General features: G+C 67.5%; 18 protein-coding genes. 6 read left to right on the top strand and 12 right to left on the bottom strand.

What is annotated here, in order from left to right; translation table 11 throughout:
* Positions 1 to 114 precede the first annotated feature (114 nt).
* Both BST47_RS23920 and BST47_RS23915 read right to left on the bottom strand, forming a co-directional pair.
* On the bottom strand, positions 115 to 1,617 hold the full coding sequence (locus BST47_RS23920; RefSeq protein ID WP_083128214.1) for an aldehyde dehydrogenase: 1,503 nt from the start codon (positions 1,615 to 1,617) through the stop codon (positions 115 to 117).
* A 14-nt stretch (positions 1,618 to 1,631) separates the two neighbouring features.
* Positions 1,632 to 2,423 (bottom strand): class I SAM-dependent methyltransferase, encoded by a 792-nt coding sequence (locus BST47_RS23915; RefSeq protein ID WP_083128155.1) that lies wholly within the window; start codon positions 2,421 to 2,423, stop codon positions 1,632 to 1,634.
* 35 nt (positions 2,424 to 2,458) lie between these two features.
* On the opposite strand from BST47_RS23915, the gene BST47_RS23910 reads away from it, so the two are divergent.
* Positions 2,459 to 3,619, top strand: a complete 1,161-nt coding sequence (locus BST47_RS23910; protein ID WP_083128213.1) for a glycosyltransferase family 4 protein — start codon at positions 2,459 to 2,461, stop codon at positions 3,617 to 3,619.
* A 26-nt stretch (positions 3,620 to 3,645) separates the two neighbouring features.
* Here the strand turns inward: BST47_RS23910 and BST47_RS23905 are convergent, their stop codons facing one another.
* The gene (locus tag BST47_RS23905; protein ID WP_165799848.1) at positions 3,646 to 5,334 is read right to left on the bottom strand and encodes an MmpA family trehalose lipid delivery protein; all 1,689 of its coding nucleotides are present in this window, start codon (positions 5,332 to 5,334) and stop codon (positions 3,646 to 3,648) included.
* Positions 5,335 to 5,372: 38 nt separating this feature from the next.
* Positions 5,373 to 6,569, bottom strand: a complete 1,197-nt coding sequence (pgfA, locus tag BST47_RS23900) for a cell envelope lipid trafficking protein PgfA (protein WP_083128154.1) — start codon at positions 6,567 to 6,569, stop codon at positions 5,373 to 5,375.
* Between the two features lie 232 nt (positions 6,570 to 6,801).
* Between pgfA and BST47_RS23895 the strand changes: the two genes are divergently transcribed.
* Entirely contained in the window at positions 6,802 to 7,923 is a 1,122-nt protein-coding gene (locus tag BST47_RS23895; protein WP_234809843.1) for an acyltransferase family protein, read from the top strand.
* Here BST47_RS23895 and BST47_RS23890 read toward each other — a convergent pair.
* Genes BST47_RS23890 through BST47_RS23875 form a run of 4 tightly spaced genes read right to left on the bottom strand, consistent with a single transcriptional unit; the run spans position 7,889 to position 14,735 of the window.
* A complete protein-coding gene (locus BST47_RS23890) occupies positions 7,889 to 9,361 on the bottom strand; it encodes an AMP-binding protein (RefSeq protein ID WP_207568684.1) in 1,473 nt (490 codons plus the stop codon). The genes BST47_RS23895 and BST47_RS23890 overlap by 35 nt on opposite strands.
* Positions 9,361 to 10,332: a phosphotriesterase family protein gene (locus tag BST47_RS23885; protein WP_083128209.1), complete on the bottom strand. Its 972-nt coding sequence runs from the start codon at positions 10,330 to 10,332 to the stop codon at positions 9,361 to 9,363. Before BST47_RS23885 ends, BST47_RS23890 begins: the two co-directional genes overlap by 1 nt.
* 10 nt (positions 10,333 to 10,342) lie before the next feature.
* Positions 10,343 to 14,584 (bottom strand): DUF3367 domain-containing protein, encoded by a 4,242-nt coding sequence (locus BST47_RS23880; RefSeq protein WP_207568683.1) that lies wholly within the window; start codon positions 14,582 to 14,584, stop codon positions 10,343 to 10,345.
* A complete protein-coding gene (locus BST47_RS23875) occupies positions 14,562 to 14,735 on the bottom strand; it encodes a DUF2613 domain-containing protein (RefSeq protein ID WP_083128208.1) in 174 nt (57 codons plus the stop codon). Before BST47_RS23875 ends, BST47_RS23880 begins: the two co-directional genes overlap by 23 nt.
* Positions 14,736 to 14,909: 174 nt before the next feature.
* Here BST47_RS23875 and BST47_RS23870 point away from each other — a divergent pair, with 174 nt between their 5' ends.
* Complete coding sequence (locus BST47_RS23870; RefSeq protein WP_083128152.1) at positions 14,910 to 16,082, top strand: glycoside hydrolase family 3 N-terminal domain-containing protein; 1,173 nt, start codon at positions 14,910 to 14,912, stop codon at positions 16,080 to 16,082.
* 59 nt (positions 16,083 to 16,141) lie between these two features.
* Complete coding sequence (locus tag BST47_RS23865; protein WP_083128151.1) at positions 16,142 to 16,801, top strand: TetR/AcrR family transcriptional regulator; 660 nt, start codon at positions 16,142 to 16,144, stop codon at positions 16,799 to 16,801.
* Between the two features lie 19 nt (positions 16,802 to 16,820).
* Here the strand turns inward: BST47_RS23865 and BST47_RS23860 are convergent, their stop codons facing one another.
* Both BST47_RS23860 and BST47_RS23855 read right to left on the bottom strand, forming a co-directional pair.
* Positions 16,821 to 17,645 (bottom strand): MaoC/PaaZ C-terminal domain-containing protein, encoded by an 825-nt coding sequence (locus BST47_RS23860; RefSeq protein ID WP_083128207.1) that lies wholly within the window; start codon positions 17,643 to 17,645, stop codon positions 16,821 to 16,823.
* 5 nt (positions 17,646 to 17,650) lie between these two features.
* Entirely contained in the window at positions 17,651 to 19,006 is a 1,356-nt protein-coding gene (locus BST47_RS23855) for a 3-oxoacyl-ACP reductase (protein WP_083128150.1), read from the bottom strand.
* A 47-nt stretch (positions 19,007 to 19,053) separates the two neighbouring features.
* On the opposite strand from BST47_RS23855, the gene BST47_RS23850 reads away from it, so the two are divergent.
* Positions 19,054 to 20,352 (top strand): acetyl-CoA C-acetyltransferase, encoded by a 1,299-nt coding sequence (locus tag BST47_RS23850; RefSeq protein ID WP_083128206.1) that lies wholly within the window; start codon positions 19,054 to 19,056, stop codon positions 20,350 to 20,352.
* A gap of 183 nt (positions 20,353 to 20,535) precedes the next feature.
* Here the strand turns inward: BST47_RS23850 and BST47_RS23845 are convergent, their stop codons facing one another.
* Entirely contained in the window at positions 20,536 to 21,657 is a 1,122-nt protein-coding gene (locus BST47_RS23845) for a TDT family transporter (RefSeq protein WP_083128149.1), read from the bottom strand.
* A 39-nt stretch (positions 21,658 to 21,696) separates the two neighbouring features.
* Here BST47_RS23845 and BST47_RS23840 point away from each other — a divergent pair, with 39 nt between their 5' ends.
* The gene (locus BST47_RS23840; RefSeq protein WP_107529069.1) at positions 21,697 to 22,629 is read left to right on the top strand and encodes a TIGR03564 family F420-dependent LLM class oxidoreductase; all 933 of its coding nucleotides are present in this window, start codon (positions 21,697 to 21,699) and stop codon (positions 22,627 to 22,629) included.
* Positions 22,630 to 22,842: 213 nt separating this feature from the next.
* On the opposite strand, the gene BST47_RS23835 is transcribed toward BST47_RS23840, so the two are convergent.
* Positions 22,843 to 24,678: an acyl-CoA dehydrogenase gene (locus BST47_RS23835; protein WP_083128147.1), complete on the bottom strand. Its 1,836-nt coding sequence runs from the start codon at positions 24,676 to 24,678 to the stop codon at positions 22,843 to 22,845.
* Between the last annotated feature and the right edge of the window lie 197 nt (positions 24,679 to 24,875).

The raw sequence follows: 24,875 nt of genomic DNA, 5'->3' as shown, positions 1-24,875 counted from the left end.
CAGCCGATCATCGGTAAACAGCAGGTGAACTCGTTAATAGGCAGGCCAGGGGCGTGTGAGCCGAAAAACAACGATGCCGCCGACTATGGTCTATAGCATAATTTGGGGCGTCGCTCAGTCCTCGGGGGTGTAGCCGAACGGCAGAAGCACGCTCTTGGGCTCGACGTAGGCCTCGATACCTTCGGGTCCGTTTTCGCGGCCGACACCGGAGTTCTTGTAGCCGCCGAACGGAGCGCAGGGATCGAACGCGTACATGTTGACCGCGTACGTACCGGTGCGGATCTTCTTCGCGATCTCGATCGCCTTCTTGTTGTCGGTCGTCCACACGCTGCCCGCGAGGCCGTACACCGAATCGTTGGCGATCCGGATGGCGTCCTCTTCGGTCTCGTAGGGGATCACCGCCAGCACGGGTCCGAAGATCTCCTCCTGCGCGATCGTCATCGAGTTGTCCACATCGGCGAACACCGTCGGCTGGACGAACCATCCGCTGTCCAGGCCCTCGGGACGGCCACCGCCGGTGACGATGCGCGCGCCCTCTTCGACCCCCTTCTTGATGTAGCCCTCGACGCGCTCACGCTGCTTCTCGGAGATCAGCGGGCCGATCGCGGCGTTCGGATCGTCGGGCAGGCCGACCGGCATCGCGGAGATGAAGTTCGAAAGCTTCTCGACGACTTCGTCGTACCTGGAGCGCGGCGCGAGGATGCGGGTCTGCGCGACACACGCCTGTCCGCTGTTCATCACACCGGAGAAGCCGAGCATCGGAAGCGTGGCGTCCAGGTCGGCGTCCTCGAGGATGATGGCCGCCGATTTGCCGCCGAGCTCCAGAGTGCACGGCTTGAGCTTCTCGGCGGCGATCTTGGCGATCTCCTTGCCGACGGCGGAGCTGCCGGTGAACGTGAACTTGTCCAGCTCGGGGTTGGACGTCAGCGCGCGTCCGGTCTCCGGGCCGCCGGGCACGATCGACAGCACACCCTCGGGAAGGCCTGCCTCAGCGAAGATCTCGGCCATCGCGAACACCGAAAGCGGCGTCTCCGCGGCGGGCTTGAGCACTACCGTGCAGCCCGCCAGGAAGGCCGGGCCCAGCTTGTTGGCCGCGAGGAAAAACGGAACGTTCCATGCGGTGACGGCACCGACGACACCGATCGGTTCGCGCACGACCAGCGTCTGTCCGTAGACGCCGTCGCGGATGTCGCGCCAGGGGAACTTGTCGGCCGCGCCGGCGTAGTACTGGAACGCCGACATGGCGGCCCCGTACTGCATCATGTCGACGATCGTCTGCGGCTGACCGGTTTCCGCGGCTAGCAGATACTTGAGCTCGTCGGCGCGCTCTTCCATGCCCTTGATGGCGGCTGCGAGGATCGCGGCGCGCTCCTGCGGCTTCATGTGCGGCCACGGGCCCTCGTCGAAGGCCTTGCGCGCGGCCGCGCATGCGGCGTTGACGTCGGCTTCGGTGGCCAGCGGCACCTTACCCACCACCTCGCCGGTGGCGGGCGAGCGCACCTCGATGACCTCCGAGGAGGCCGGCTCGACCCACTTGCCGCCGATGAAGAGCTTGTCCCACTGGGTCCGATACGCCGGCTCGCCGGCAGGTGTCTTGTGAGCGACGGTCTGTGTCATGACCGTCACATTACCTACGAAGCTGCGAAAGTAGAACCTGTTGCAATCGGCGGCCGCAGGACCAGCACCACATTGCTGACCAGGAACTCTCGCAGCAACGGAACCCGCACCATCCACCACGCCCATCGCGGGTGGTAGCGGGGGAAAGCGGTGAGTAGGGCGCCGGTGGTGTTCGCCCATTGCAGTCCGTCGGCGGCCGAGACCGCGAACAGTGACGAGCCGTAGTTGTTCTTCGGGGGATGCCCCTGTTTTCTGGTGTAGCGCCTGGCGGCGCGCTCTCCGCCGAGGTAGTGCCACCACCCGGTCTCGTGCCCGCCGAACGGGCCCAACCACACGGTGTACGACAGCACCACCAGTCCGCCCGGTTTCGTGACGCGCAGCATCTCGTTGCCCAGGCGCCACGGCTCGGCAACGTGCTCTGCCACGTTCGATGACAGGCAGACGTCGACGCTGTCGTCGGCGAACGGCAGCGCGGTGCCCGACGCCCGCACGTAGGCGGTGCCGTCTTTTATGACGGGCCCGGCGTGCATCTCGGCCGGGTCGGGCTCGACCCCGATGTAGGTGAAACCTGCGCGCGAAAACGCCGTCGCGAAGTAGCCCGGTCCGCCGCCGACGTCGAGCAGAATCTGTCCGGTCGGCGCGAGCCCCTGCTCGGCCCGCCACAGGTCAGTGACCAGCGCCGCGGTGTCCTCGGCGAGCGCACCGTAAAAGCGGGCCGGATCGGGCTGCTCGAAGCGGAACTCCCGCAGTAGCCGCACCGACCTCGAGAGCGTCGCCCTATGGGCGAAAACGTCGGTGACGGCCATCCGGGCCACCCTAGCCAGCGTCTAGGGTGGACGGGATGTCTGACCGAGGTGTTCGCTCCGTGCTGCTGTTGTGCTGGCGCGATACCGGGCACCCGCAGGGCGGCGGCAGCGAGACGTACCTACAGCGCATCGGAGCCCACTTGGCCGCCTCGGGCGTAAACGTGACCCTGCGGACCGCGCGTTATCCGGGTTCGGCGCGGCACGAGATCGTCGACGGAGTGCGGGTGAGCCGCGGCGGTGGCTCGTACTCCATCTACATCTGGGCGGGGCTGTCGATGGTGCTCGCCCGCATCGGGCTGGGCCCGCTGCGCAAGGTCAGCCCCGATGTGGTGATCGACTCGCAGAACGGGATCCCGTTCCTGGCCCGGCTCGCCTATGGCCGACGCGTCGCCGTGCTCGTCCACCACTGCCACCGTGAGCAGTGGCCGGTCGCCGGACCGATGATGGGACGCTTCGGCTGGTTCGTGGAGTCGAAGCTGTCGCCGTGGCTACACCGTCGCAACCAGTACGTCACGGTGTCACTGCCCTCGGCGCGGGATCTGGCCGCGCTCGGTGTGCAGCCCGACCGGATCGCGGTTGTGCGCAACGGTCTTGATGAGGCCCCCGCGGCCACCCTGACCGCGCCGCGGTCGGCGACGCCGAGGGTGGTGGTGCTCTCCCGTCTGGTGCCGCACAAGCAGATCGAGGACGCGCTCGAGGCGATCGCCGAACTGCGCCCGCGCATTCCGGACGTCCATCTGGACGTCCTCGGCGGCGGCTGGTGGGAGCAGCGTCTGGTCGAGCACGCCGAACTGCTCGGCATCTCCGATGCGGTGACGTTCCACGGACACGTCGATGAGTACACCAAACACGATGTGCTGCAGCGCAGTTGGGTCCATGTCCTGCCGTCGCGCAAAGAGGGCTGGGCGCTCGCCGTGATCGAGGCCGGGCAGCACGGTGTGCCGACCATCGGCTACCGGTCCTCGGGCGGGCTGACCGATTCGATCGTCGACGGGGTCACCGGGCTGCTCGTCGACGATCACGGCGGTCTCGTCGACGGACTAGATCGGCTGTTGACCGATCCGGTGGCGCGCGACCAGCTCGGCGCCAAGGCCGCGGTCCGCAGCGGCGAGTTCTCCTGGGAGCAGAGCACCAGTGCCATGCGCACCGTGCTCGAGGCCGTCAACGCCGGAACACCGCTCAGCGGAGTCGTCTAGCGCTCCACGTTCGCCGAGTGTGGACTTTATACACGCTTTCCGCGAAAAACCGTGCGGGTAACCCACGTTCGGCGAAAGATCAGCGCGACCAAACCGCCCAGCATCAGTGCCAGCCAGGCGAGATGCGCGGCCAGCACGACACCGCGCCCCGAGGCCCGCGAGAGGTCGCCGCCTACGCGGTAAACGGTGAGATCGGCGTCGTGATAGGCGACCGGCAACGCCAATGTGTCTGCGGTGCCACCGGATTCGACGACCACCCAGCCGACGCCGGCATCGGCCAACTGGTCGCGATCGGCACCGGCCACCAACATCTGCTGCACCTCACGGGCCCGCTCGCCCTCACCGGGCACCGTCCGGCCGCCGATCGTCAGGTCACCCGTCGAAAGCACGTCCGCCTGCACCCACCGAGGCAGCGGGTCGAGCACCGGCGCATCGCCCGCCCACTCGAAGCGCCGCATGCTGTCGACCGGAAGGACGGCAACCGGCCGCGGGTCGTCGTTGATCATCGCCGCCACCGTCGCCCACCCCGCGGGGTAACTCACCGGTGCGACCTTGCCGCCCACTCCCCACGCCAGATCGGGCAGCGTCGCGATCACCGCGGCACAGCAGATCAGCGCAGTCGCCGCAGCCGGAAGTCTCGGAAGCCCCCAAAGACCCTGCCGCAGTGTGACGACCGCGGCGGCACCCGCGAGCGCATAGCCAGGAACCGCCAAACCCACCCACTTCTGCCCGTCGCGCAGCACACCGAGTCCGGGCAGTGCTCGTACCGTCGCCTCGACGGCCGCCAAACCCGGGCCGGTCGCCATGAGCGCGGGCACCACCACCGCGAGCCCGGCCAGGCACAACAGCGGTACAGCCGTGCGGGTGCGGATCGCCACGGGCAACCCCAGCGCCACGATGCCGAGCAGGACAACCGCTGCGATGACGGCGAAAAGCGTTGTGCGCGAAGCTGGTACCGCCTCGCCGTTCCAGATCCCGCCGAGGCTGGCCAGCGTCCCGAACGTGCCGAGCCCGGGTTCGGCACGCGCCGCGAACGCCGCCACTCCCTCGGCCTGCGACGGCGCCAACGACCTCGCCACGACCGCGGCCGCCAGCCACGGCAGCGCAGCGATCAACGCGGCGCCGAGCGCGACCGCAGCGCACCGCCATCGTGGCCAGCCCGATCCCGGCGCAAACACACACGCCGTGGCCACGCTCGCGGCGAGCATCAGCCCCGTCGGCGTCAGCCCGGCCATTGCGATCCAGAACACGAGCGCGCCCACATCGGTCCAACCTGGTTCCGGCTCGCGCAGGCGCAGCATCGCGGCGGCCACCCACGGCAGGCAGCCATAGCCGACGATCAGGCTCCAGTGCCCCTGCAGCAGACGTTCGGCGACGTAGGGATTCCAGACCGCCAGCGTCGCCGCAACGCACTGGCCGGCCACCCCCGAGTGGGGCAGGACCACAGCCGCCAACCGCGCCGCTCCCCAGCCGGCAAGCCACAGACCGACAACCAACAACAGTCTGACCACCACCCCGCCGTCGATCACCGTCGACGCCAGCGCCACCGCGAAATCCTGCGGCAGCGCGCGCGGTGCGGCCTCGGCGAGCCCCAGCGCCGCATCCGACAGATACGAGCGCGGTGTGGACACCGCATCGCGAAGCAGCAGATAGCCCGGCGCCAACAGCGGCGCGCTCACGGCCAGGGACAGCACCAGCGCATACGCCGGGGCAATCAGCGATCGCACCCGTGCAGGCACCGTGTAACGCGCGGTCAGACCGGTCTGTCCGGCGGCAGATCGGTCGGCTTCTGCGCGGGCAGCTTCTCGGTCTTGGCCTCGGCGCCCGGCACCTGCATCCCCTGCGTGTCGAAGAAGCTGTGATCGGCCTCGTCGAGTCCGGGATCGATGAGGGCGGACTCCGCCCGCAGGCTGAACGATCCCAACAGCGCACCGCCGACCAGTGACACCAGGCCGATGGCGATGAAGGTGATCGGCAGGATGCGCCCCCACAGCCCCACCCGGTCCCGCTCGCCTCTGGCAGTCGCGACCTGGGACTCTATGGTCTCCTCGTTGTAGCCGACCTTGAAGTTGACGAAGGTCACCTCAGGCCTGAGCGGCTCACGTGCGTAGTAGTGGTAGCCGTGGTCCTCTTTCTTGACGATGGTGCCCGACACCGGATCCACCCAGAACGTGCGCTGCGCGGCGTAATAGCGCGACATCGTGATCCGCTCGTCGGGTTCGCCGGGGACACCCCACATCGCGGCGGGGGCGGTGACCTCACTGTCGGCGTCGTCGTCGAGCAGTGACGAGTACTTGATCGGCTCGACGAGCTTGCCGTCGGAGTCGTAGCCGACGTTCTGGCTGAACCGGTAGGTCGTCAGCCCGTTCACGTCTTCCTCGCCGTCGTAGTTGGCGTCGAACGGCTTCTGCGCGATCGGGTCGAAGACGGAATACGTCCGTTTCTCGGTGTCGAACGGGAACCGGTACGTCAGCCCCTCGTGCGGCAACGCGATATTGGTCGGCGGCTGGTCGTCGTCGATGGAACGCGGCTTCTGGACCGCACCGCCGGGATTGCTCTCACTCGAGACCGCTTCGGCAGTCTCGCGATTGACCGTGACGGTGTCGACCAGCGCGAGCAGCAGGCCCTCGTCCTTCTGCTTGTCGGTGCGGCGCAGCGTGCTGCCGACCTGCAGTGTCACCACGTCCGCGTTCGAGGGCGCCTCGACGGAGACCTGCTCCTGCAGCGCCAGCGGGACATCACGGTCGATGACGAACTTCTCCCGGTTCAGCGAGGCCGGATCGAACGCCTCCCCGGTGCCATCACTGATCAGTGTGGCGTCCAGGTTCAGCGGAACCTTCGCGATCTTCCCGAGGGTATAGGTCGACAGCAAGAGCGCGGCGATCAACAAGCCAGCGCCCAGCCCCATAATGCCGCAAGCCGCGATACGGAGCGCCACTGCGCGGTTCAAACCGTGCCTCCTTCACCTGCGGGAGTCCCGCAAACCCGTTCGACCCTAACAGCACAAGTTAAGTTGGATGTTCACTCCGAGTGCAGCCAACCATGAGCGGCCCGAGTACCCGTATTCAGCGCCTTTCCCTCCTCCCGGCACACTGTTTGTCGTGACGGATTCCACCAGTGACTCCGGCGGCGCCGAAAACGCCGTCGGCGGAACGCGTGGATTCCTGCCCGCCGTCGAGGGCATGCGGGCCTGCGCGGCGGTCGGCGTCGTCGTCACCCACGTGGCTTTCCAGACCGGTCACACCGGCGGGATCACCGGCCGGTTCTTCGGCAGATTCGACCTCGCGGTCGCGGTGTTCTTCGCGCTCTCGGGCTTCCTGCTGTGGCGTGGTCACGCCGCCGCGGCCCGCGGTCTGCGGCCCAAGCCGCCGACGGGGCACTACCTGCGATCACGGATCGTGCGCATCATGCCCGGCTATCTGGTTGCGGTCGTGGTGATCCTCACGTTGCTGCCGGAGGCCAAGGCCGACCTGACGGTTTGGCTGGCCAACCTGACGCTGACTCAGATATATGTGCCGCTGACGCTGACCGCGGGCCTCACCCAGATGTGGAGCCTGTCGGTCGAAGTGGCGTTCTATCTCGCGCTGCCGTTCCTGGCGCTGCTGGCGCGACGCCTGCCGGTGCGGACCCGAATCCCCGTCATCGCGGCGACGGCGGTGGCGAGTTTCGCCTGGGCTGTGCTGGTTGGGGCCAGCCCTGTCTCCGCGCCCTACGGCGTCAACCCGCTGAACTGGCCGCCCGCGTTCTTCTCCTGGTTCGCCGCGGGCATGCTGCTGGCCGAGTTGACCGTGACGCCCGTCGGGTGGGCGCACCGGCTGGCCAGGAGGCGCGTGCTGATGGCAGGCATCGCGGTCGTCGCGTTCGCGGTGGCCGCGTCACCGATCGCCGGTCCCGAGGGGCTGACGCCGGGCACGGTGAGCCAGTTCATCGTGAAGACCGCGATGGGTGCGGTCGTCGCCGGCGCCTTGATCGCCCCGCTGGTGCTGGACCGGCCCGACACCTCACACCGCCTGCTGGGCAGCCCGACGATGGTGACGCTCGGCCGATGGTCCTACGGCCTGTTCGTCTGGCACCTCGCGGCGCTGGCGATGGTGTTCCCGGTCATCGGCGAGTTCGCCTTCAACGGGCACATGCCGATCGTGCTCGTGCTGACGGTGGTGTTCGGGTTCGCCATCGCGGCCGTGAGCTACGCGCTGGTCGAGTCGCCATGCCGAAACGCGTTGCGGCGCTGGGAGAGACGAAACGATCCGACGCCGCTTGACAGTTCGGTCAACGATGTGACGGAGCCTGCAATCGCGCGATGACCTCGTCGCGTACCGCGGACCGTCGCGCCTTACCCGCATCGTCGCGCAGCGGGGTATCGCTGAACTCCACCGTGCGCGGCAGCTTGTATCCCGCGACGCGCTCGCTCAGAAACGCGATCACGGCATCCTCATCGATGCCGTTGCCCTGCACGATCGCATGCGGCACCTGCCCCAGATCCTCATGCGGTATGCCAACCACCAGACAGGACAACACATCCGGGTGCGCCGACAGCGCCGACTCGATCTCGGCGGGGTAGACGTTGCGGCCGCCGACGGTGAACATGTCCACGCGGCGGTCGTTGAGATACAGGAAGCCGTCCTCGTCGAAGTAGCCGAGATCGCCCAGCGAATCCCAGCCGTCGCGTTGTTTCGCGGTGGCGCCGATGTAGCGGTACGTCGGCGAGGTTCCCGGCGAGCGCCGCATGTAGATCTCGCCGGTCACGCCGGGCGGGCACTCGTTCCCGTCGTCGTCGAGCACCTTCATCTCGCCGGCGACCACCACGCCGACCGACCCCGGATGGGTCAGCCACTGGTCGCCGGAGATGAACGTCAGCGCCTGTAATTCGGTGCCGCCGTACAGTTCCCAGACCACGTCGGGTCCGAGGATGTCGATCCACGCCTGCTTGATCGCCGGCGGGCACGGTGCCGCCAGGTGCCAGAACCGCCGGATGGAGGACAGGTCGTAGGTCCCGGCGTCCAGGGCCGCCCGGTACACCGGCAGCAGCCGCTGCATGATCGTCGGCACCGTCGCCAAGAACGTGACGCGGTATTCGGTGACCAACTGCAGGAACTCGTGCGGGTCGAACCGCGGCATGAGCACCAGATGATGACCCTGCACCAGGCCGATCGTGAAGGTGGTGAAGCCCGTGTTGTGTGACAGCGGCACCGAGACGAGGTTGACGTCGCCATCCTGCGCGCCAAGCGGGTAACCGGCGGCAGCAGGGAAGCGCGTGTCGCCACCGGCCTCGATCAGCTTGGGCCTGCCGGTGCTGCCACCGGACGCCATGGCCTTGAAGACCGGTGACACCGCCTCGGGTAACGGCGCGTCGGACACCGATTCGTCGGGCGCGAAATCGGCTGCCAGGCTGGGCGTCACGCCGTTGGGGTCCTCCCGTCCGACAAGCAGGGCCGGTGGTCGCAGCTCCAGCAGCGCAGCCAACTCGATGTCGGGCAGGCGGGCGGACAGCGGCTGCGGCACCGCACCCAGCTTCCAGCATGCCATCACCGCCTCCACCCACTCAATCGAGTTGGGCATGACGATCGTGACGTAATCGCCCTGTCCGACACCGAGTTCGCCGTAGGCGCGAGCGAGCCGGTTGGTCGACGCGTCGAGCTCGCGGCGTGTGATCGTGCGGCCGGTACACGTGACTGCAGGCGCGTCGGGATCAGATTCGGCGAGGGTGGAGAACTGCGTCGGGATGGGTGGAACGTCAGCCATCAGTAGGCGCCCCGGGTTTCGAAGATCCGGCGCGGATTGTCGACGAGCATCGTGGTGAGCTGTTCGTCGGTGACGCCACGCTCCTTCAGCGCCGGGATGACGTCGTTGTGGATGTGCAGGTAATGCCAGTTCGGCATCACCACCGGGACCATGTCCTCCGGCAGCCAGTCCATCAGGCACGCAGCGTCGTGGGAGAGCACCATCTTGTCGGCATGGCCGCGCTCGCACATCTGCGCCACGGTGTTGACGCGCTCCTCGAAACCGAGGAAGACGTCGACGCCGAACCGGTCCATCCCGATGTAGGAGCCTGCCTCGACGAGCTCGGTGAGGTAGCCGAGGTCGGTGGAATCGCCGGAGTGGCCGATGACGACTCGGGACAGGTCGACGCCTTCCTCTGCGAAGATCGCTTGCTGTTCAAGACCGCGACGGGTCGCCGCGTGGGTGTGCGTCGAGATCGGCACACCCGTGCGTCGGTGCGCCTGCGCGACCGCGCGCAGCACCCGCTCCACTCCGGGCGTCACTCCCGGTTCGTCGGTGGCGCACTTGAGGATCGCGGCCTTGATGCCGGTGCCCGCAATACCGTTCTCGATGTCGCTGACGAACATGTCGACCATCGGCTCGCCCAGCGGGGTTTCGGGTCCGCTGAAGTGGAAGTACATCGGCACGTCGTTGTAGGTGTAGACGCCGGTGGCCACGACGATGTTGAGGTCGGTCTGTTCGGCGATCTGCGCGATGCGCGGAATGTATCGACCGAGCCCGATGACGGTGAGGTCCACGATGGTGTCGACACCGCGCGCCTTGAGCTCATTGAGCCGCGTGACCGCGTCGGCCTGACGCTTGGCCTCATCGCCCCAGACTTCGGGGAAGTTGTTGTGGATCTCCGGAGACAGCACGAAGACGTGTTCGTGCATGAGCGTGACGCCCAAGTCGGTGGTGGTGATCTCGCCCCGGGCGGTATTCAGCTGCGGCACATAGCCGATGCTAGGGCTCGGCGGTGTCCGTGGCTGTGAAACGGGTGCGATCGTCGGGCACGACGGAAGCGGCCAGCATCGCCACCGAGACGAGAGCAAGCAGCTGCACCCCTACCGAGTGACCGACGTATCCGTCGACCGATCGCCAGGGGTACTGGCTCAGGATGGCCCCCGCCAGGATGAGCCCGCCGGCGGTCGTCGTGACCGTGACGGTGTCGCGGAGTCGTTCGCGGTTGCGCAGCAAATACCGCAAACCCACAGCGAGGCCGACGACGATGACGCCCGCGACCCCGGAGATCAGCGCCCCGACCGCCAGGACCGCGGCACTCGTCGGCCACCTTCCCGGCCGCCACACCCGCGCGGGTTCGTTCGGTTCGGTGCGACGGCGCGCCGGTACGAAGGCCAGCAGCGCCAGCACCGGCAGCAGGGCGAGACCGCCGATCAGCCCGGCCCGGTACGGGGCGTTCGACGGAAACGTGAGTGTGACGGGTCCTTCGGTGCCCGGCGGCAGCACCCAGCCCTGCTGCCAGCCGTTGACCTTGACCGGTGTCAGCGCGGTGCCGTCGGCGCGGTGCGCGATCCAGCCGGGGTTCACGCTTTCCGGGACGACCAGCACCCGCGACGAGTTTGACGCCGGCACGTTCACCTCGCGGTGGTCGGCGCTCCACGCGTCGATGTGCGCGGGAACCGTTGCCGCCGAACGGATCCGATTCGCCAGGGGGCCGTCGAGCTGGACGCCGTCGGCGGTGAACGCGGCGCCGGGGCTGATCAGCAGTTCCTGCTGACCGGCGGGCAGCCGGATCGGCCCAGCCTGGCACGGCTGAGCCGTCACCGGCTCGCCGTCGAGCAGGCTACCGACCGTCGCGCTGATCGACGTCTGGATGAACTGACCGGCGACACCGATGATCGGGCCGCGGCCGCACGGTAGTTCGATCATCCGCGCGCGGTTGCGTTCGGCGTCGGCCGCCGCGATCGGGTCACCCCGCGCGTCCAGGGCCGTCACCTCGGCCAACCCGGGAGGCTTGAGCTGATCGAATCCGAGCGCCGTGCGGTCGATGATGTCGTCCCAGTCGAGGATCGACACCTTCACCGTGTCGGTCACGCGGGTTTTGAGGTCAAGGGTCTGCGCGCCGGCGTCGCCGGCCAGCCTGCGCACCTGCGGTCCATCGCCGAGGTCGACGGCTACCAGCGTCGGATGTGCAGGAAGCTCAGACGAACTGGGCGTCACCCGGACGGCGGCCACCTCGCGGCGGCTGGGCAATCTCAGCGTCAAGGTGGGCGGCGACTTGTGTTGTACGACGCCTTGGCGCGCGGTCCACGCCGTATCCGGGTCGCCGTCCGCGGCGGCGTACGCCGAACCGAGCACGTCGATCAGGTCCGCGTCTCCGGTGGCGATCGCAGTGCCGGGTGCCCGCACCAGGTCGGCGAGGTTGGGACCCTGACGTGCCCGCACCCATACGGTCGGCGTCACGGCCATCGGCTCCGGCACCGTCAGTGTGCGGCTCAGGTTCACCGGTTCCTCCGGTGACAGAGCCATGGTCGCAGCGCACCGAATGCCTTCGGGGCTCTGCGCACAGCCCGACCTGCCCAGCAGTTCTGAACCCAGATCCCATTGCGCCACAGCCGAATCCGTGGGTGGCTCCGGTACGACCACCGTGTGGCGCAGGTCGACGGGGTGGGCGAACCCGTTCGCGTCATATTGGGTCACGGCGAAATCGGTGATGCCGAACTGGACGCCCGGCGACCCGTCCTCGGTGGCGACGGCGGTGATTCGCACCCACGGCGACTCGCCGTACGGCAGCGCCGCGGTCAACGGCTTACCCGCTTCGTCGAAGCGCAGTGTGCTGGTGCCGTTGACGGTCGATATCTCGATGCGGCGTACCTGCGAGCCGACCGCGGTGGCGCTCGGGGTGACCGTGATGGTGGCGTTGGTGACCGGATGATCGAAGTCGACCTGAAGCCATTGGCCGATCGCCGACTGCAACGCGTTGGACACCCAGCTGGTCGACGAATCCGCGTCGACGGCCGCAGCCGGGCCGGTCGCGGGTGCGACGTTGGGAAGAGCGGTCGAATCCGACGCCGAACTCGACACCGAGACCCGGCCGCCGGACCACTGACCGTAGACCGTCTCGGCGCCCGGGGTCGGATAGTCCATCACGCGGTTGAATGTGTTGCGCGGATCGTCCGGAGTCCGGATCGCCGACGAGTGGTCGTCGACGCGTCCGTAGTCGGTTTCCCGCGCGAGCGGGGTGTCGGTGACGACGACACCGGTCCCCGCAGGCACGGAAAGACCGGCCCGCTGCGCATCCGCCGTCAGCAGCATGGGCCCCAGTGGGGGCTGTCCCAGGAGGCGGCGCCGCTCGTCGAGGCGTAGCAGGACCTCGGGTGCGCCGTCGACGCGCGCCATCGCATCGGAGTCGGCGACGTAGGGCGTCACCGGAGCCGCGGGAGTGGCCGGGTTCACCCGGTAGATCTCCACGGCGGGATAGCGCGGTCGCAGACCGCTGTCTGTGATGAAACCCGGCAGGGTGCCGGGCCCGACCGGATCGCCGAACGCGGCGACGCGCTCGAGGCCGGGCGACCCGTCGATCGCGCGGTGCACCAGGATCGGTCGAGCCGACCGCGACGTCTCCGGATCCAGATCATTGCGGACCACGACATACGAGATGCCTTGCCGGGCAAGGGTATCCGCCAATCCAGGAGACGGTCTACCGGCCGCGAACAGGCGTTGCACGGAGTCCAGGGCGCGAATGGTCTCCGGCGGCGTCAACGGGATCGAGTCCCGCACTCCCCACGCGCTGTCGCCCAGCACCTGCAGCGGTTCGTCGTGGCTGCTGCCCCACACCTGGGTGGCGAACGGGGCGCCCGGCGCCACCAGCACGCGTCCGGAATCGTTGTGCTCGTCGAGCCAGTCGGCGGTCTCGTGCCAGTACTGCGGGATCGCGTCGAACGCCCCCGGTGGAGTCAGCCGACCCGTCCAGGCCAGCGACGTCGCGGCCGTCACCGCCACCAGTACGACGACGCCGACCGCCACCCGCTTGTCGCGTTCGGGGTGGGCGAACGCATCCCGCCACACCGCGCGCGGTGCGCTGCCCGGCAACGGTATGCGGCCCAGCAGGTGCGCGAGACCGAGCGTGATCGGCAGCCGCAGCAGCGGTTCGAGTTTGTGGATGTTGCGCAGCGGAGTGCCGTCCGCATCGAGGAAGGCTTGAACCGCATGGGCCATCGGCGATCCCAGTCCGCCCGAGTATCCGAGCGCCAGCACCGTGACGCCGGCGAGCAGGATGGTGACCAGACGCCCGCGGGCCGGCATGGACCGCATCGCCAGCCCCGCCAGCCCGGCAGCGGCAACCAGCGTCGTCGCGAGCACCGCCACCGAACCCGTCACCAGCGAGGCGCCGGCCGTCGCGTTCGGCGCGACGAACGGGGTCCACACGTCGGTACCGCGCAGCATCTCGGTCAGCGACATCCACCGCGTCGTCACGCCGGAGGATTCGATGAAGTCGAGGAACGGCGGGCTGATCCGGCCGAGCAACGCGAGCGCGACCACCCACCACGTCACCGCGAGCACGATGCACAGCGCCCACCAAACGGTGAAGCGCCACCACAACCGGTTCGGTTTGTGACAAACCAGCCAGATCGCCGCGACCAGGCATGCGGTCAGCGTCGCGACGGCGTTGACCGCGCCCATCAACGCGATGGCCACCGCCGACCTCGCAGCCAGCACCCGAACTCCGCCCGAACCCCGCAGGGCCAGAATCACCGGCAGCAGCACCCACGGCGCCAGCATCATGGGCAGCGTCTCCGACGAGATCGCACCGATGGTGGTCAGTACCCGGGGAGACAGCGCGAACGCGACTGCCGCGATCACGCGGGAGGTGGTGCTGCCTATGCCGAGCGCTTCGGCGATACGCAGGAGGCCCCAGAATCCGACGACCAGCAGCAGCGCCCACCACAGCCGCTGGACCACCCACCCGGGCAGTCCGAGCACGTCGCCGGCGAGGAAGAAGGTGCCGTGCGGGAACAGATAGCCGTAGGCCTGGTTCTGGGCCTGGCCGAACGGCAGCTCGCTGTTCCAGAGATCGAAGGCGCGGGACAGGAACCGCAGGGGGTTCGCGGTCAGGTCGAGCTTCGTATCAGGGGAGATCTGTCCGGGTGACTGCGCGAACGACAGAACCAGCGCCGCCGCAGCGACCACCCACAGCCAGCGCCGCGACAGGGGCGCGAAATTAACTTCGGTCGCCGTACTCAACCCTGTTGAGCACCGACGACGCCGGATCGCCTGCCTGCAGCGGCGGCTTGCTGTCCTGCTGCACCATCAGCGTCACCCCGAATACGGCGGCCGCACCCAGCAGCAGGCCGACAACGATGCTGGCCGCGGCGGGCACGAGAAACCGATCCATCCGGCCAAAGTAGCAGACGATGTATGCCGTGCCCGTCGACTGCGGTGAGCTGGTCTTCAACGGGTGGTGACCACCCATATCTGGACGGCTACGAGTACTCGGTCACCGTCAGTTCGACAAACTGCGGGACCGGGGGATCGAACGCGGCTTCGTTTCCTACTAGGGTCGGGGCCCATGGTTTCAATTGGTTCGGGGTTGCGCGGGCTGTGCGCCGCGGTGGCGTTGCCCGTGCTCGTGTCCGCGTGCTCGACGGCGGCGGATCAGGAGGTCCCGCATCCGGAGATGGCGGCGACGGCGGTGCCGCAGGCGCCGGTACTGGTCCCGGCCCCGGCGTGCGGCCAGGGGCCGGAGCTGCTGTCGCAGATCTCGACCCGCGACAAGCTCGCGCAGCTGTTGATGGTCGGCGTCACCAACGCGGCCGACGCGCGAGCCGTGGTCGAGAGCCAGCACGTCGGCGGGATCATGATCGGCAGCTGGACCGACCTGTCGATGGTCACCGACGGCTCGCTGGTCGACATCGCGAACTCGGCGGCGCCCCTACCGCTGGCAGTGAGCGTCGACGAAGAGGGTGGCCGGGTTTCGCGGCTGTCTGCGGTGATCGGCACCCAGCCGTCGGCACGAGAGCTGGCGCGGACCCAGACACCCGAGCAGGTGTATGCCATTGCGCTGCAACGTGGTCAGGCGATGCGGAGCAAAGGCATCACGATCGACTTCGCGCCGGTGGTGGATATCTCGAACGCTCCGGACGACACCGTGATCGGCGACCGCTCCTTCGGATCGGACCCCGCCGTGGTCACCGACTACGCCGGCGCTTACGCGCGCGGCCTGCGCGACGCCGGAATGCTGCCGGTGCTCAAGCACTTCCCGGGGCACGGGAGCGGTTCCGGGGACTCTCACACCGGCAGTGTCACCGCGCCTCCGATCGGTGATCTGCAGAACGCAGACCTGGTTCCGTATCGCACGCTGAACACACAGCTGCCGGTCGGAGTGATGGTCGGCCACATGCAGATTCCCGGACTCACCGGCAACGAACCGGCCAGTCTCAGCCCGAGTGCGTACGCGCTGCTGCGCTCCGGCGACTACGGCGGCCCGCCGTTCAACGGACCCGTCTTCACCGACGACCTGTCCTCCATGCAGGCGATCTCGGATCGCTTCGGCGTCGCCGAGGCGGCGCTGCGCGGATTGCAGGCCGGCGCCGACACCGCGTTGTGGGTGACGACGGGCGAGGTGCCTGCCGTGCTGGACCGGTTGGAAAAGGCGGTCTCGACAGGCGAGTTGTCGATGCCTCAGGTCGACGCGTCGGTGCTGCGGATGGCTGGGGTCAAAGGTCCCAACCCGCGCTGCTGATATTTGGCAGGAGTCGCGCTGCTGACCCCCAGAGTTCGCCTATTGCTTACTCTTGAGTAATGGCAGGTGGAACCAAGCGGTTGCCACGCGCGGTGCGTGAGCAACAAATGCTCGACGCCGCCGTGCAGATTTTCTCGGTGAACGGCTACCACGAGACGTCGATGGATGCCATCGCCGCCGAAGCCAAGATCTCCAAACCCATGCTGTACCTCTACTACGGCTCCAAAGAGGAGTTGTTCGGTGCGTGCCTGAACCGCGAGTTGTCCCGATTCGTCGAAGATGTGCGCGACAAGATCGATTTCACACAGAGCCCGAAAGACCTGCTGCGCAACGCTGTTCTGGCGTTTCTCACCTACATCGACACCAACCGGGCGTCGTGGATGGTGCTTTACAACCAGGCCACCAGTTCGCAGGCCTTCGCCCACACCGTGCGCGAGGGCCGCGAGCGGATCATCGACCTGGTCGGCCGGCTGCTACGCGCGGGCACGCGCAATCCTGAGCCGGACACCGACTTCGACATGATGGCCGTCGCGCTGGTGGGGGCGGGCGAGGCCGTGGCCGCGCGCGTCAGCACCGGCGACGCCTCCGTGGACGAAGCCGCGGAACTGATGATCAACCTGTTCTGGCGTGGCCTGAAGGGCAAGCAGTCCGACGTCGGCGGGCAGGAGCGTAGCGACCCGGGGTCGAAGAAGGACGCGACGGCGATCACCGCCAGCTAGGCGTTATCGGCACGATCCCTTAGAGCGCTGTCACCGAACCCAACAGATGGGGATCGCCCTTGGCGGCGTGGCGCAGCGCCAGCTCCCAGCCGTCGGTTACGCGCTCGACGTAGAGGTTTGCCCGCGCAGGCAACACCACCGGCTTGACGAACCGCACCGAATACTTCACCGCGTCGGGCAGTTGGCCCTCGATATTCGCCAGAACCGCTGCAGCACTGAACATTCCGTGTGCGATCACCGTCGGAAAGCCGAACAGCTTGGCGGCGATCGGGTTGGTGTGAATCGGGTTGTGGTCCCCGCCGACGGATGCGTAGTGCCTGATCTGGCCCGGCGTTATGCGCAGCACCGCGTTCGGGGGACCCAACTTCGGTTGCTTCTGCGGCGGCGGCTTCGGCTCGTCGGAGAGGCTGGTCTTCTGCTGATGCAGGAAGGTCGTCACCTGATGCCATGCGGTCTCGTTGCCGACGTTCACCTCGGTGATGATGTCGACGAGCAGGCCGCGTCGGTGTTCGCGCAGGTTCTCGGCGTGCACCTGCACCGACACGGAGTCGGTCACCGCGATCGGGCGGTGCTGCGTGATGTGGTTCTCGATGTGCACCGAACCCAAGGCGGCGAACGGGAAGTCGAAGCCGGTGACCAATGACATGACGGTCGGAAACGTCAGCGCGAACGGATAGGTCAGCGGCACGGTGTCGCCGAATCGCAGCCCGGTCACCGCGGCGTAGGCCGCCACGTTCGCGCTGTCGATCGGCAGATCCTCGACGGTCAGGGTACGGTCCGGCAGCGACTCGTCGCGCGGGATGAACGGCAGCGCACCCACGGCCGCGCGGAGCATGTTGTTCATCGCGCTCACGCCCCCAGCATGGCCTGGCCGCATACCCGGATCGTGTTGCCCGTGACGGCATTCGATGCGGGGCTGGCGAAGTAGGCGATGGTCTCGGCGACGTCGACCGGCTGGCCGCCCTGATACAGCGAGTTGAGCCGGCGTCCCACCTCGCGCGTCGCCAGCGGGATGGCTTCGGTCATCTTGGTTTCGATGAAGCCGGGCGCGACGGCGTTGACCGTGATGCCCTTGTCGGCATACTCGGCGGACAGCGCGTCGGTCAGTCCGATCATGCCCGCCTTCGTGGCGGCGTAGTTCGTCTGCCCACGGTTGCCTGCGATGCCGGCCATCGACGACAACCCGACGACCCGCCCACCCTCGCCGATCGTCCCGTTGTCCACCAAACCTTCGGTAAGGCGAAGCGGGGCAAGGAGATTGACGGCCACGACGGCGTCCCAGCGGGCTTCGTCCATGTTGGCGAGGAGCTTGTCGCGGGTGATGCCCGCATTGTTGACGAGGATGTCGAGGCGCGAGCCGTGGTAGTGCTCGCGCAGGTGTTCGGCAATGCGGTCCACCGCGTCGTCGGCCGTGACGTCGAGCGTGAGCGCGGTCGCGCCGACCTTCGATGCGACCTTTCCGAGATCGTCGTGGGCGCCCTCGACGTCGACGACGATCACGCTGGCACCGTCACGCGCGAACACGTCGGCGATTGTGGCACCGATACCGCGCGCCGCGCCGGTGACCAAGGCGATCTTGCCGTCGAGTGGCCGATCCCAGTCTGCGGGTGGCGCCGAATCGTCGGCACCGACCCGGAACACCTGCCCGTCCACATAGGCGGACTTTCCCGAGAGCAAAAACCGCAGCGTCGACTCGAGGCCGGTCGCGGCGGGCTTCGCGCCGGCCGCCACGTACACGAGGTTCACGGTGGCGCCGCGCCGCATCTCCTTGCCGAGCGAGCGTGTGAACCCCTCAAGGGCGCGCTGCGCGATGCGTTCGGACACGCTGCCGGCCTCGTCGGGGGTGGTCCCGATGACGACGACGCGTCCCGACGGCCCGAAGTTGCGCAGCAAGGGCGTGAAGAACTCGTACAGGCCCTTGAGGTCGACGGGTGCGGTGATGCCGGTGGCGTCGTACACCAGCCCGCCGAACGAGTCGGCCCAGCGGCCGCCGAGGTTGTTGGAGACGACCTCGTAGTCCTCGGACAGCGCGGTCCGCAGCGGTTCGACAACCCGGCCCTCACCGCCGATCAGCAGCGTGCCTGCCAGTGGTGCGTCGCCTGCCTTATAGCGGCGCAGCGTCTCGGGCTGCGGGATGCCGAGCTGCTTGGCGAGGAACGATCCGGGCGTCGAGTGGACGAGTTGCGAGTACAGATCGGTAGCCATGGGGACGAACTTACTCCAGAGTAAGAAGGGTGGGTACTATGGGTCTCATGGCTAGTGATACCCGTCGACGGGTCGCGATTCTCGGTGGCAACAGAATTCCCTTCGCCCGCTCGGACGGCGCGTACGCCAACGCCTCCAACCAGGACATGTTCACCGCCGCGCTGGACGGCCTGATCGACCGCTACAACCTGGCAGGCGAGACGCTGGGAGCCGTCATCGGCGGCGCGGTGCTCAAGCACAGCCGCGACTTCAACCTGATGCGCGAGTGCGTCCTCGGCAGCTCGTTGTCGGCCTACACCCCGGCGTTCGACATTCAGCAGGCCTGCGGGACGGGATTGCAGGCCACCATCGCCGCCGCCGACGGCGTCGCCGCGGGCCGCTACGAGGTGGCGGCGGCAGGGGGTGTTGATACCGCCTCCGACGCTCCGATCGCGTTCGGCGACGACCTGCGGCGCGTACTGCTCGGCTTGCGACGCTCGAAGTCCAACGTCGACCGGCTCAAGCTGGTCGGCAAGCTGCCCGCATCGCTCGGTGTGGAGATCCCGGTTAACAGCGAGCCGCGCACGGGTCTGTCGATGGGTGAGCACGCCGCGATCACCGCGAAGAAGATGGGCGTCAAGCGCGTCGATCAGGACGAGCTGGCGGCGGCCAGCCACCGGAACATGTCTGCCGCCTACGACCGCGGGTTCTTCGACGACCTCGTCACCGGATTCCTCGGTGTCTACCGCGACAACAATCTGCGCGCCGATTCGTCGGCCGAGAAGCTGGCCAAGCTCAAGCCGGTGTTCGGCGTGAAGGCCGGCGACGCGACGATGACGGCGGGCAACTCGACCCCGCTGACCGACGGCGCCTCGGTGGCGCTGCTGGGCACCGACGAGTGGGCGTCCGCTCGCGGAATCGAGCCGCTGGCGTATTTCGTCGACGGCGAAACCGCAGCGGTCGACTACGTCAACGGCGATGACGGCCTGTTGATGGCGCCCACCTACGCGGTGCCTCGGCTGCTGGCGCGAAATGGCCTGGGTCTTGGCGACTTCGACTTCTACGAGGTTCACGAGGCGTTCGCCTCTGTGGTCCTCGCCACACTGGCGGCGTGGGAGTCCGAGGAGTACTGCAAGGAGCGGCTCGGTCTCGACCAGGCGTTGGGCAGCATCGACAGATCCAAGCTCAACGTCAACGGATCGTCGCTGGCAGCGGGCCATCCGTTCGCCGCGACCGGCGGTCGGATCGTTGCGCAGCTGGCCAAGCAATTGGCCGAAAAGAAGAAGCAGACGGGCGGTCCGGTCCGCGGTTTGATCTCGATCTGCGCAGCTGGCGGCCAGGGCGTGGCTGCGATTCTCGAGGCCTGAGAAGTATTTCGGTAATGCGTGTAACGGCTCCGTAGAAGCCGCCGATACACCGGATAGCTCCGTGTTGGCGTCTGACCCCCCGACCCGACGTCAGCACGGGGCTCTTAACTTTGTGCCCGCGAGTGTGGGCTTGCGGCACGTCCAACAGGCTTAGAGCGTGCGGGTAACCCACGTTCGCGGGGCCTAGGCGCCGGGCGGCGGATCCTTTTTGGCCTTGATCGGCCCGGCGGCCGGAGGTGGAGTGAACAGGCCTCCGCCGAGGCTTCCGCGAGCGGTCTGCACCGCGACCAAGCCCCATGTCCCCAACAGGGCGAGGTAGGCGATCGCGGCGGCCACCCGGAACGCGGGCAGCCCGGTGTGGTTCGCCAGCTGCGTCGTGCCGGTGACGAACGTGCCCACGGGGAACGTCAGGCTCCACCACGTCAGAGCGAATGGCATCCCACGCCGCAGTGTGCGGACGGTGAGTTCGGTGGCCAGCACGATCCACAGCACCGCGAAGCCCCACACGGGCACACCGAACAACACCGCGAACACGTTCATCCCGCCGGCCAGTTCCGGCGGGACGGCCAACGCCGCATTCGCACCGAGCAGGCCCGCGGCGGTGATGCCCTGACCGAGCGGGCCGAGCACGATCCACAGCGTCGGCACCCGGGTGGTTCCCGAGGTGCCGTAGAGGGCGAGACGGCTCCAGATCATCGAGATGATGATCAGCGCGGCGACGAGTGACAGTCCGAACATCGCATAGCAGCCGTACAGCATCGTGGTGCGGCCGGTGCCTTCGGCCATGTGGGGGATCAGCAGCGCGCCTGCCGCCGCGGACACCATGGGTGGCACGACGGGCATGAGCCAGCCGCCGAATGCCGCGTCCGGTTCGACGTTGATCTGCGTGAACATCAGGAACGGGATGGTCGCGGCGGTGAACAACCCGCCGATGGTGCCCGCCGTCCACAACACCCACGCCAGGTCCACGGCGACGCGCTCGCCGATCAGGTCCTTGCCGATCAGCAAGGCGCCCGATCCGACTGTCAGCAGTGCCATCGGAGCGGCACCGTAGAAGTGCGCCATCTGAGGGTTGCGGGCGTGGCTGCGCGAGGCCGACGGATGCCGAACGCGTTGCACTGTCACCGCGATGATGAGCACCACGAGCAGTACCGCCGCCGCCACCCATACGACGCGCGTGAACACGTGCAGCCCGGGAATGTGGATCGGCAGCGTGGCACCTGCGGTGGCGACGATGCCCGTGCCCATCACCGACGCGAACCAGTTGGGGCCGAAGTGTTGGAGTCGAGCCAGTTCGGTCGTCATCGGCAAGTATGTTCGCATTCGCGTGCTTCGATGACGGGTATGGACATCAGCCTTTCCATCGTCGGACTGAACAACGCCGGACCGTCTCCCGTCGACTCCCTGGTGAACAACCTCGCCAAGCTACGCGACGAGGGCTTCCGCAGGGTCTGGATGGCTCAGCTTCCCTACGACGCTGACCTGCCCATCGCGCTCGGCATCGCGCTGCGCGAGGTCGACGGCATCGAGGTGGGCTCGGCCGTCATACCCATCCAGGTGCAGCACCCGATGCAGCTGGCCCAACGCGCTCTCACGCTCAGCCTTGTCGGCGGAGGCCGGTTCTCACTCGGTATCGGCATGAGCCATCGCATGGTGACCGAAGGGGTGTGGGGAATCTCGTGGGACAGGGCGGTGCGTCAGATGCGTGAGTATCTCGACTGTCTGCAGCCGCTGTTGGCGGGGCAGCCCGCGGATTCGACCGGCGAATTCTGGACGACGCGCGGGTCGTTGCAGATTCCCGGCGCGCCGGCACCGGACGTATACCTCGCGGCGCTCGGTCCGCAGATGCTGCGGCTGGCGGGACGGCGCACTGCCGGGACGCTCACCTGGATGACCGGACCGAAGACCCTTGCCGAACATGTCGTGCCGACACTGCGCGGTGCGGCGGCAGAGGCGGGTCGCCCGGAGTCGGCGGTGCGGGTGGCCGCGTCACTGCCGATCAGCGTGACCGACGACGTCGACGGGGCGCGTAGGCAGGCCGCAGAGGAGTTCGCGATCTACGGTTCGCTGCCGTCGTACCGCGCGATGCTCGACCGCGAAGGGTATGTCGGACCCGAGGATGCCGCGATCATCGGCGACGAGGAGACCGTGTCACAGCGCCTCGACGAACTGAGCGCAGCAGGTGTCGACGAGTTCACCGCATCGATCTTCGACGCTTCACCGGAGGTGCGTGCGCGCACCCGCGCACTTCTGCGAGCCGAGGTCGGAAAGGGTTGAAAATCGCCCTGGTGTGACTGCAGTCACAAGCGTACGATCGATCGCACGACGGGTTCGGGAGTGACTAATCCGAAGTGCCGGTGAGGGTTGAAAGCCGGACGCGCGAGACCAATGTGACGCACCCACAGTCCTCCCGAACCCGCCCCCATGTCATGTACCGCAAAAGGCCCCCGGGAAGAGTCCGGGGGCCTTTTGGTTGAAGCGGCGGTGGGGTTAGAACGCCGCTTCGTCGAGTTCCATCAGGTCGTTGTCGAGGTGCTCGACGACCTGGCGGGTGCTGGTCAGCATCGGCAGGAAGTTCTTCGCGAAGAACGAGGCCACGCCGATCTTGCCTTCGTAGAAGGCGCGATCGGCATCCGCTGCGCCGTTGTCCAGCGCCTCGATGGCCACCGCGGCCTGCTTGGCAAGCAGCCAGCCGATCACCAGATCGCCGACGCTCATCAGGAAGCGCACCGAACCGAGTCCGACCTTGTACAGCTCGGCCGGGTTCTCCTGCGCTGCCATCAGATAACCGGTGAGCGTGGCCGCCATGGCCTGCACGTCTTCCAGCGCGGTGGCCAGCAGCGCACGCTCCGCCTTCAGCCGCCCGTTGCCGGACTCGTTCTTGACGAACTGCTCGATCTGTCCGGCCACGTGGGCCAAGGCCACACCCTTGTCGCGGACGATCTTGCGGAAGAAGAAGTCCTGCGCCTGGATGGCCGTGGTGCCTTCGTACAACGAGTCGATCTTGGCGTCGCGGATGTACTGCTCCACCGGGTAGTCCTGCAGGAAGCCCGAACCGCCGAAGGTCTGCAGACTCTCGGTCAGCTTGGCGTAGGCCTGCTCGGAGCCCACACCCTTGACGATCGGGAGCAGCAGGTCGTTGACCTTGACCGCCAGCTCCGGGTCGACGTCATGCACGGTCTTGGCCACCGCGGCGTCCTGGTAGGTCGCCGTGAACAGGTACAGCGCCCGCAGGCCCTCGGCGTATGCCTTCTGGGTCATCAGCGAACGACGCACATCTGGGTGGTGCGTGATCGTGACGCGCGGAGCCGTCTTGTCGGTCATCTGCGTCATGTCGGCACCCTGCACGCGCTCCTTGGCGTACTCCAGGGCGTTGAGGTAGCCGGTCGACAGCGTCGCAATGGCCTTGGTGCCCACCATCATTCGGGCCTGCTCGATGACGTCGAACATCTGCGCGATGCCGTCGTGCACCTCGCCGACAAGCCAGCCGACGGCGGGCTTGTCGTGTTGACCCAGCGAGAGCTCACAGGTGGCCGAGACCTTCAGGCCCATCTTGTGCTCGACGTTGGTGACGTAGACGCCGTTGCGCTCACCGGGCTCACCGGTCTCGGGATCGAAATGGAACTTCGGCACGAAGAACAGCGACAGACCCTTGGTGCCCGGGCCGGCGCCCTCGGGGCGGGCCAGCACCAGATGCATGATGTTCTCGAACAGGTCATCGGAATCGCCCGACGTGATGAAGCGCTTGACGCCGTCGATGTGCCAGGTGCCGTCGGCCTGCTGCACGGCCTTGGTGCGGCCGGCGCCGACGTCGGAGCCCGCGTCGGGCTCGGTCAGCACCATGGTGGCGCCCCAATTGCGTTCGGCGGCCAGCACGGCCCATTTCTTCTGCTCGTCAGTGCCGTTCTTGTAGAAGATCTCGGCCATACCCGAGCCCATCGCATACATGTAGGCCGCCGGGTTGGCGCCGAGGATGTGCTCGATCAGGGCCCACTGCAGCGCACGGGGCATCGGCATGCCGCCGAGTTCCTCGAGCACGCCGACTTTGTCCCAACCGCCGTCGAGCAGCACGCGCATCGACTTCTTGAAGGACTCCGGCAGCGTCACCGTGTGCGTCTTGGGATCGAACACCGGCGGGTTGCGGTCGGCGTCAGCGAAAGATTCCGCCACGGGCCCCGCGGCCAGCTTCGCCATCTCGCTGAGCATCTCGCGCGCCGTGTCGGCGTCGATGTCCGTGTAATCGCCGTCACCGAGAACCTTGTCGAGTCCGAAGACCTCGAAAAGATTGAATTCCTGGTCACGTACGTTGCTCTTGTAGTGGCTCACTGTTCCTCCTCGTCGAGAGTGCCGCCTGTGGTTGGGTACTTTTGGCTAAGTTACCCACCAGTAACTGCTCCGAACTATACCGCCCGGTAACTTCAACACAAAGCAGCCGAGAGCAATTTCCAAGACCTAAGCAACCCGGTGGTTGGTCGGGACACTAAACGGGCAGCTGGCGACCGGTTTTCGGGGCGCTTTTGGTC

The organism is Mycolicibacterium tusciae (assembly GCF_002086795.1).
GTDB lineage: Bacteria > Actinomycetota > Actinomycetes > Mycobacteriales > Mycobacteriaceae > Mycobacterium > Mycobacterium tusciae.
This window is presented reverse-complemented; position numbering and strand designations above follow the sequence as displayed.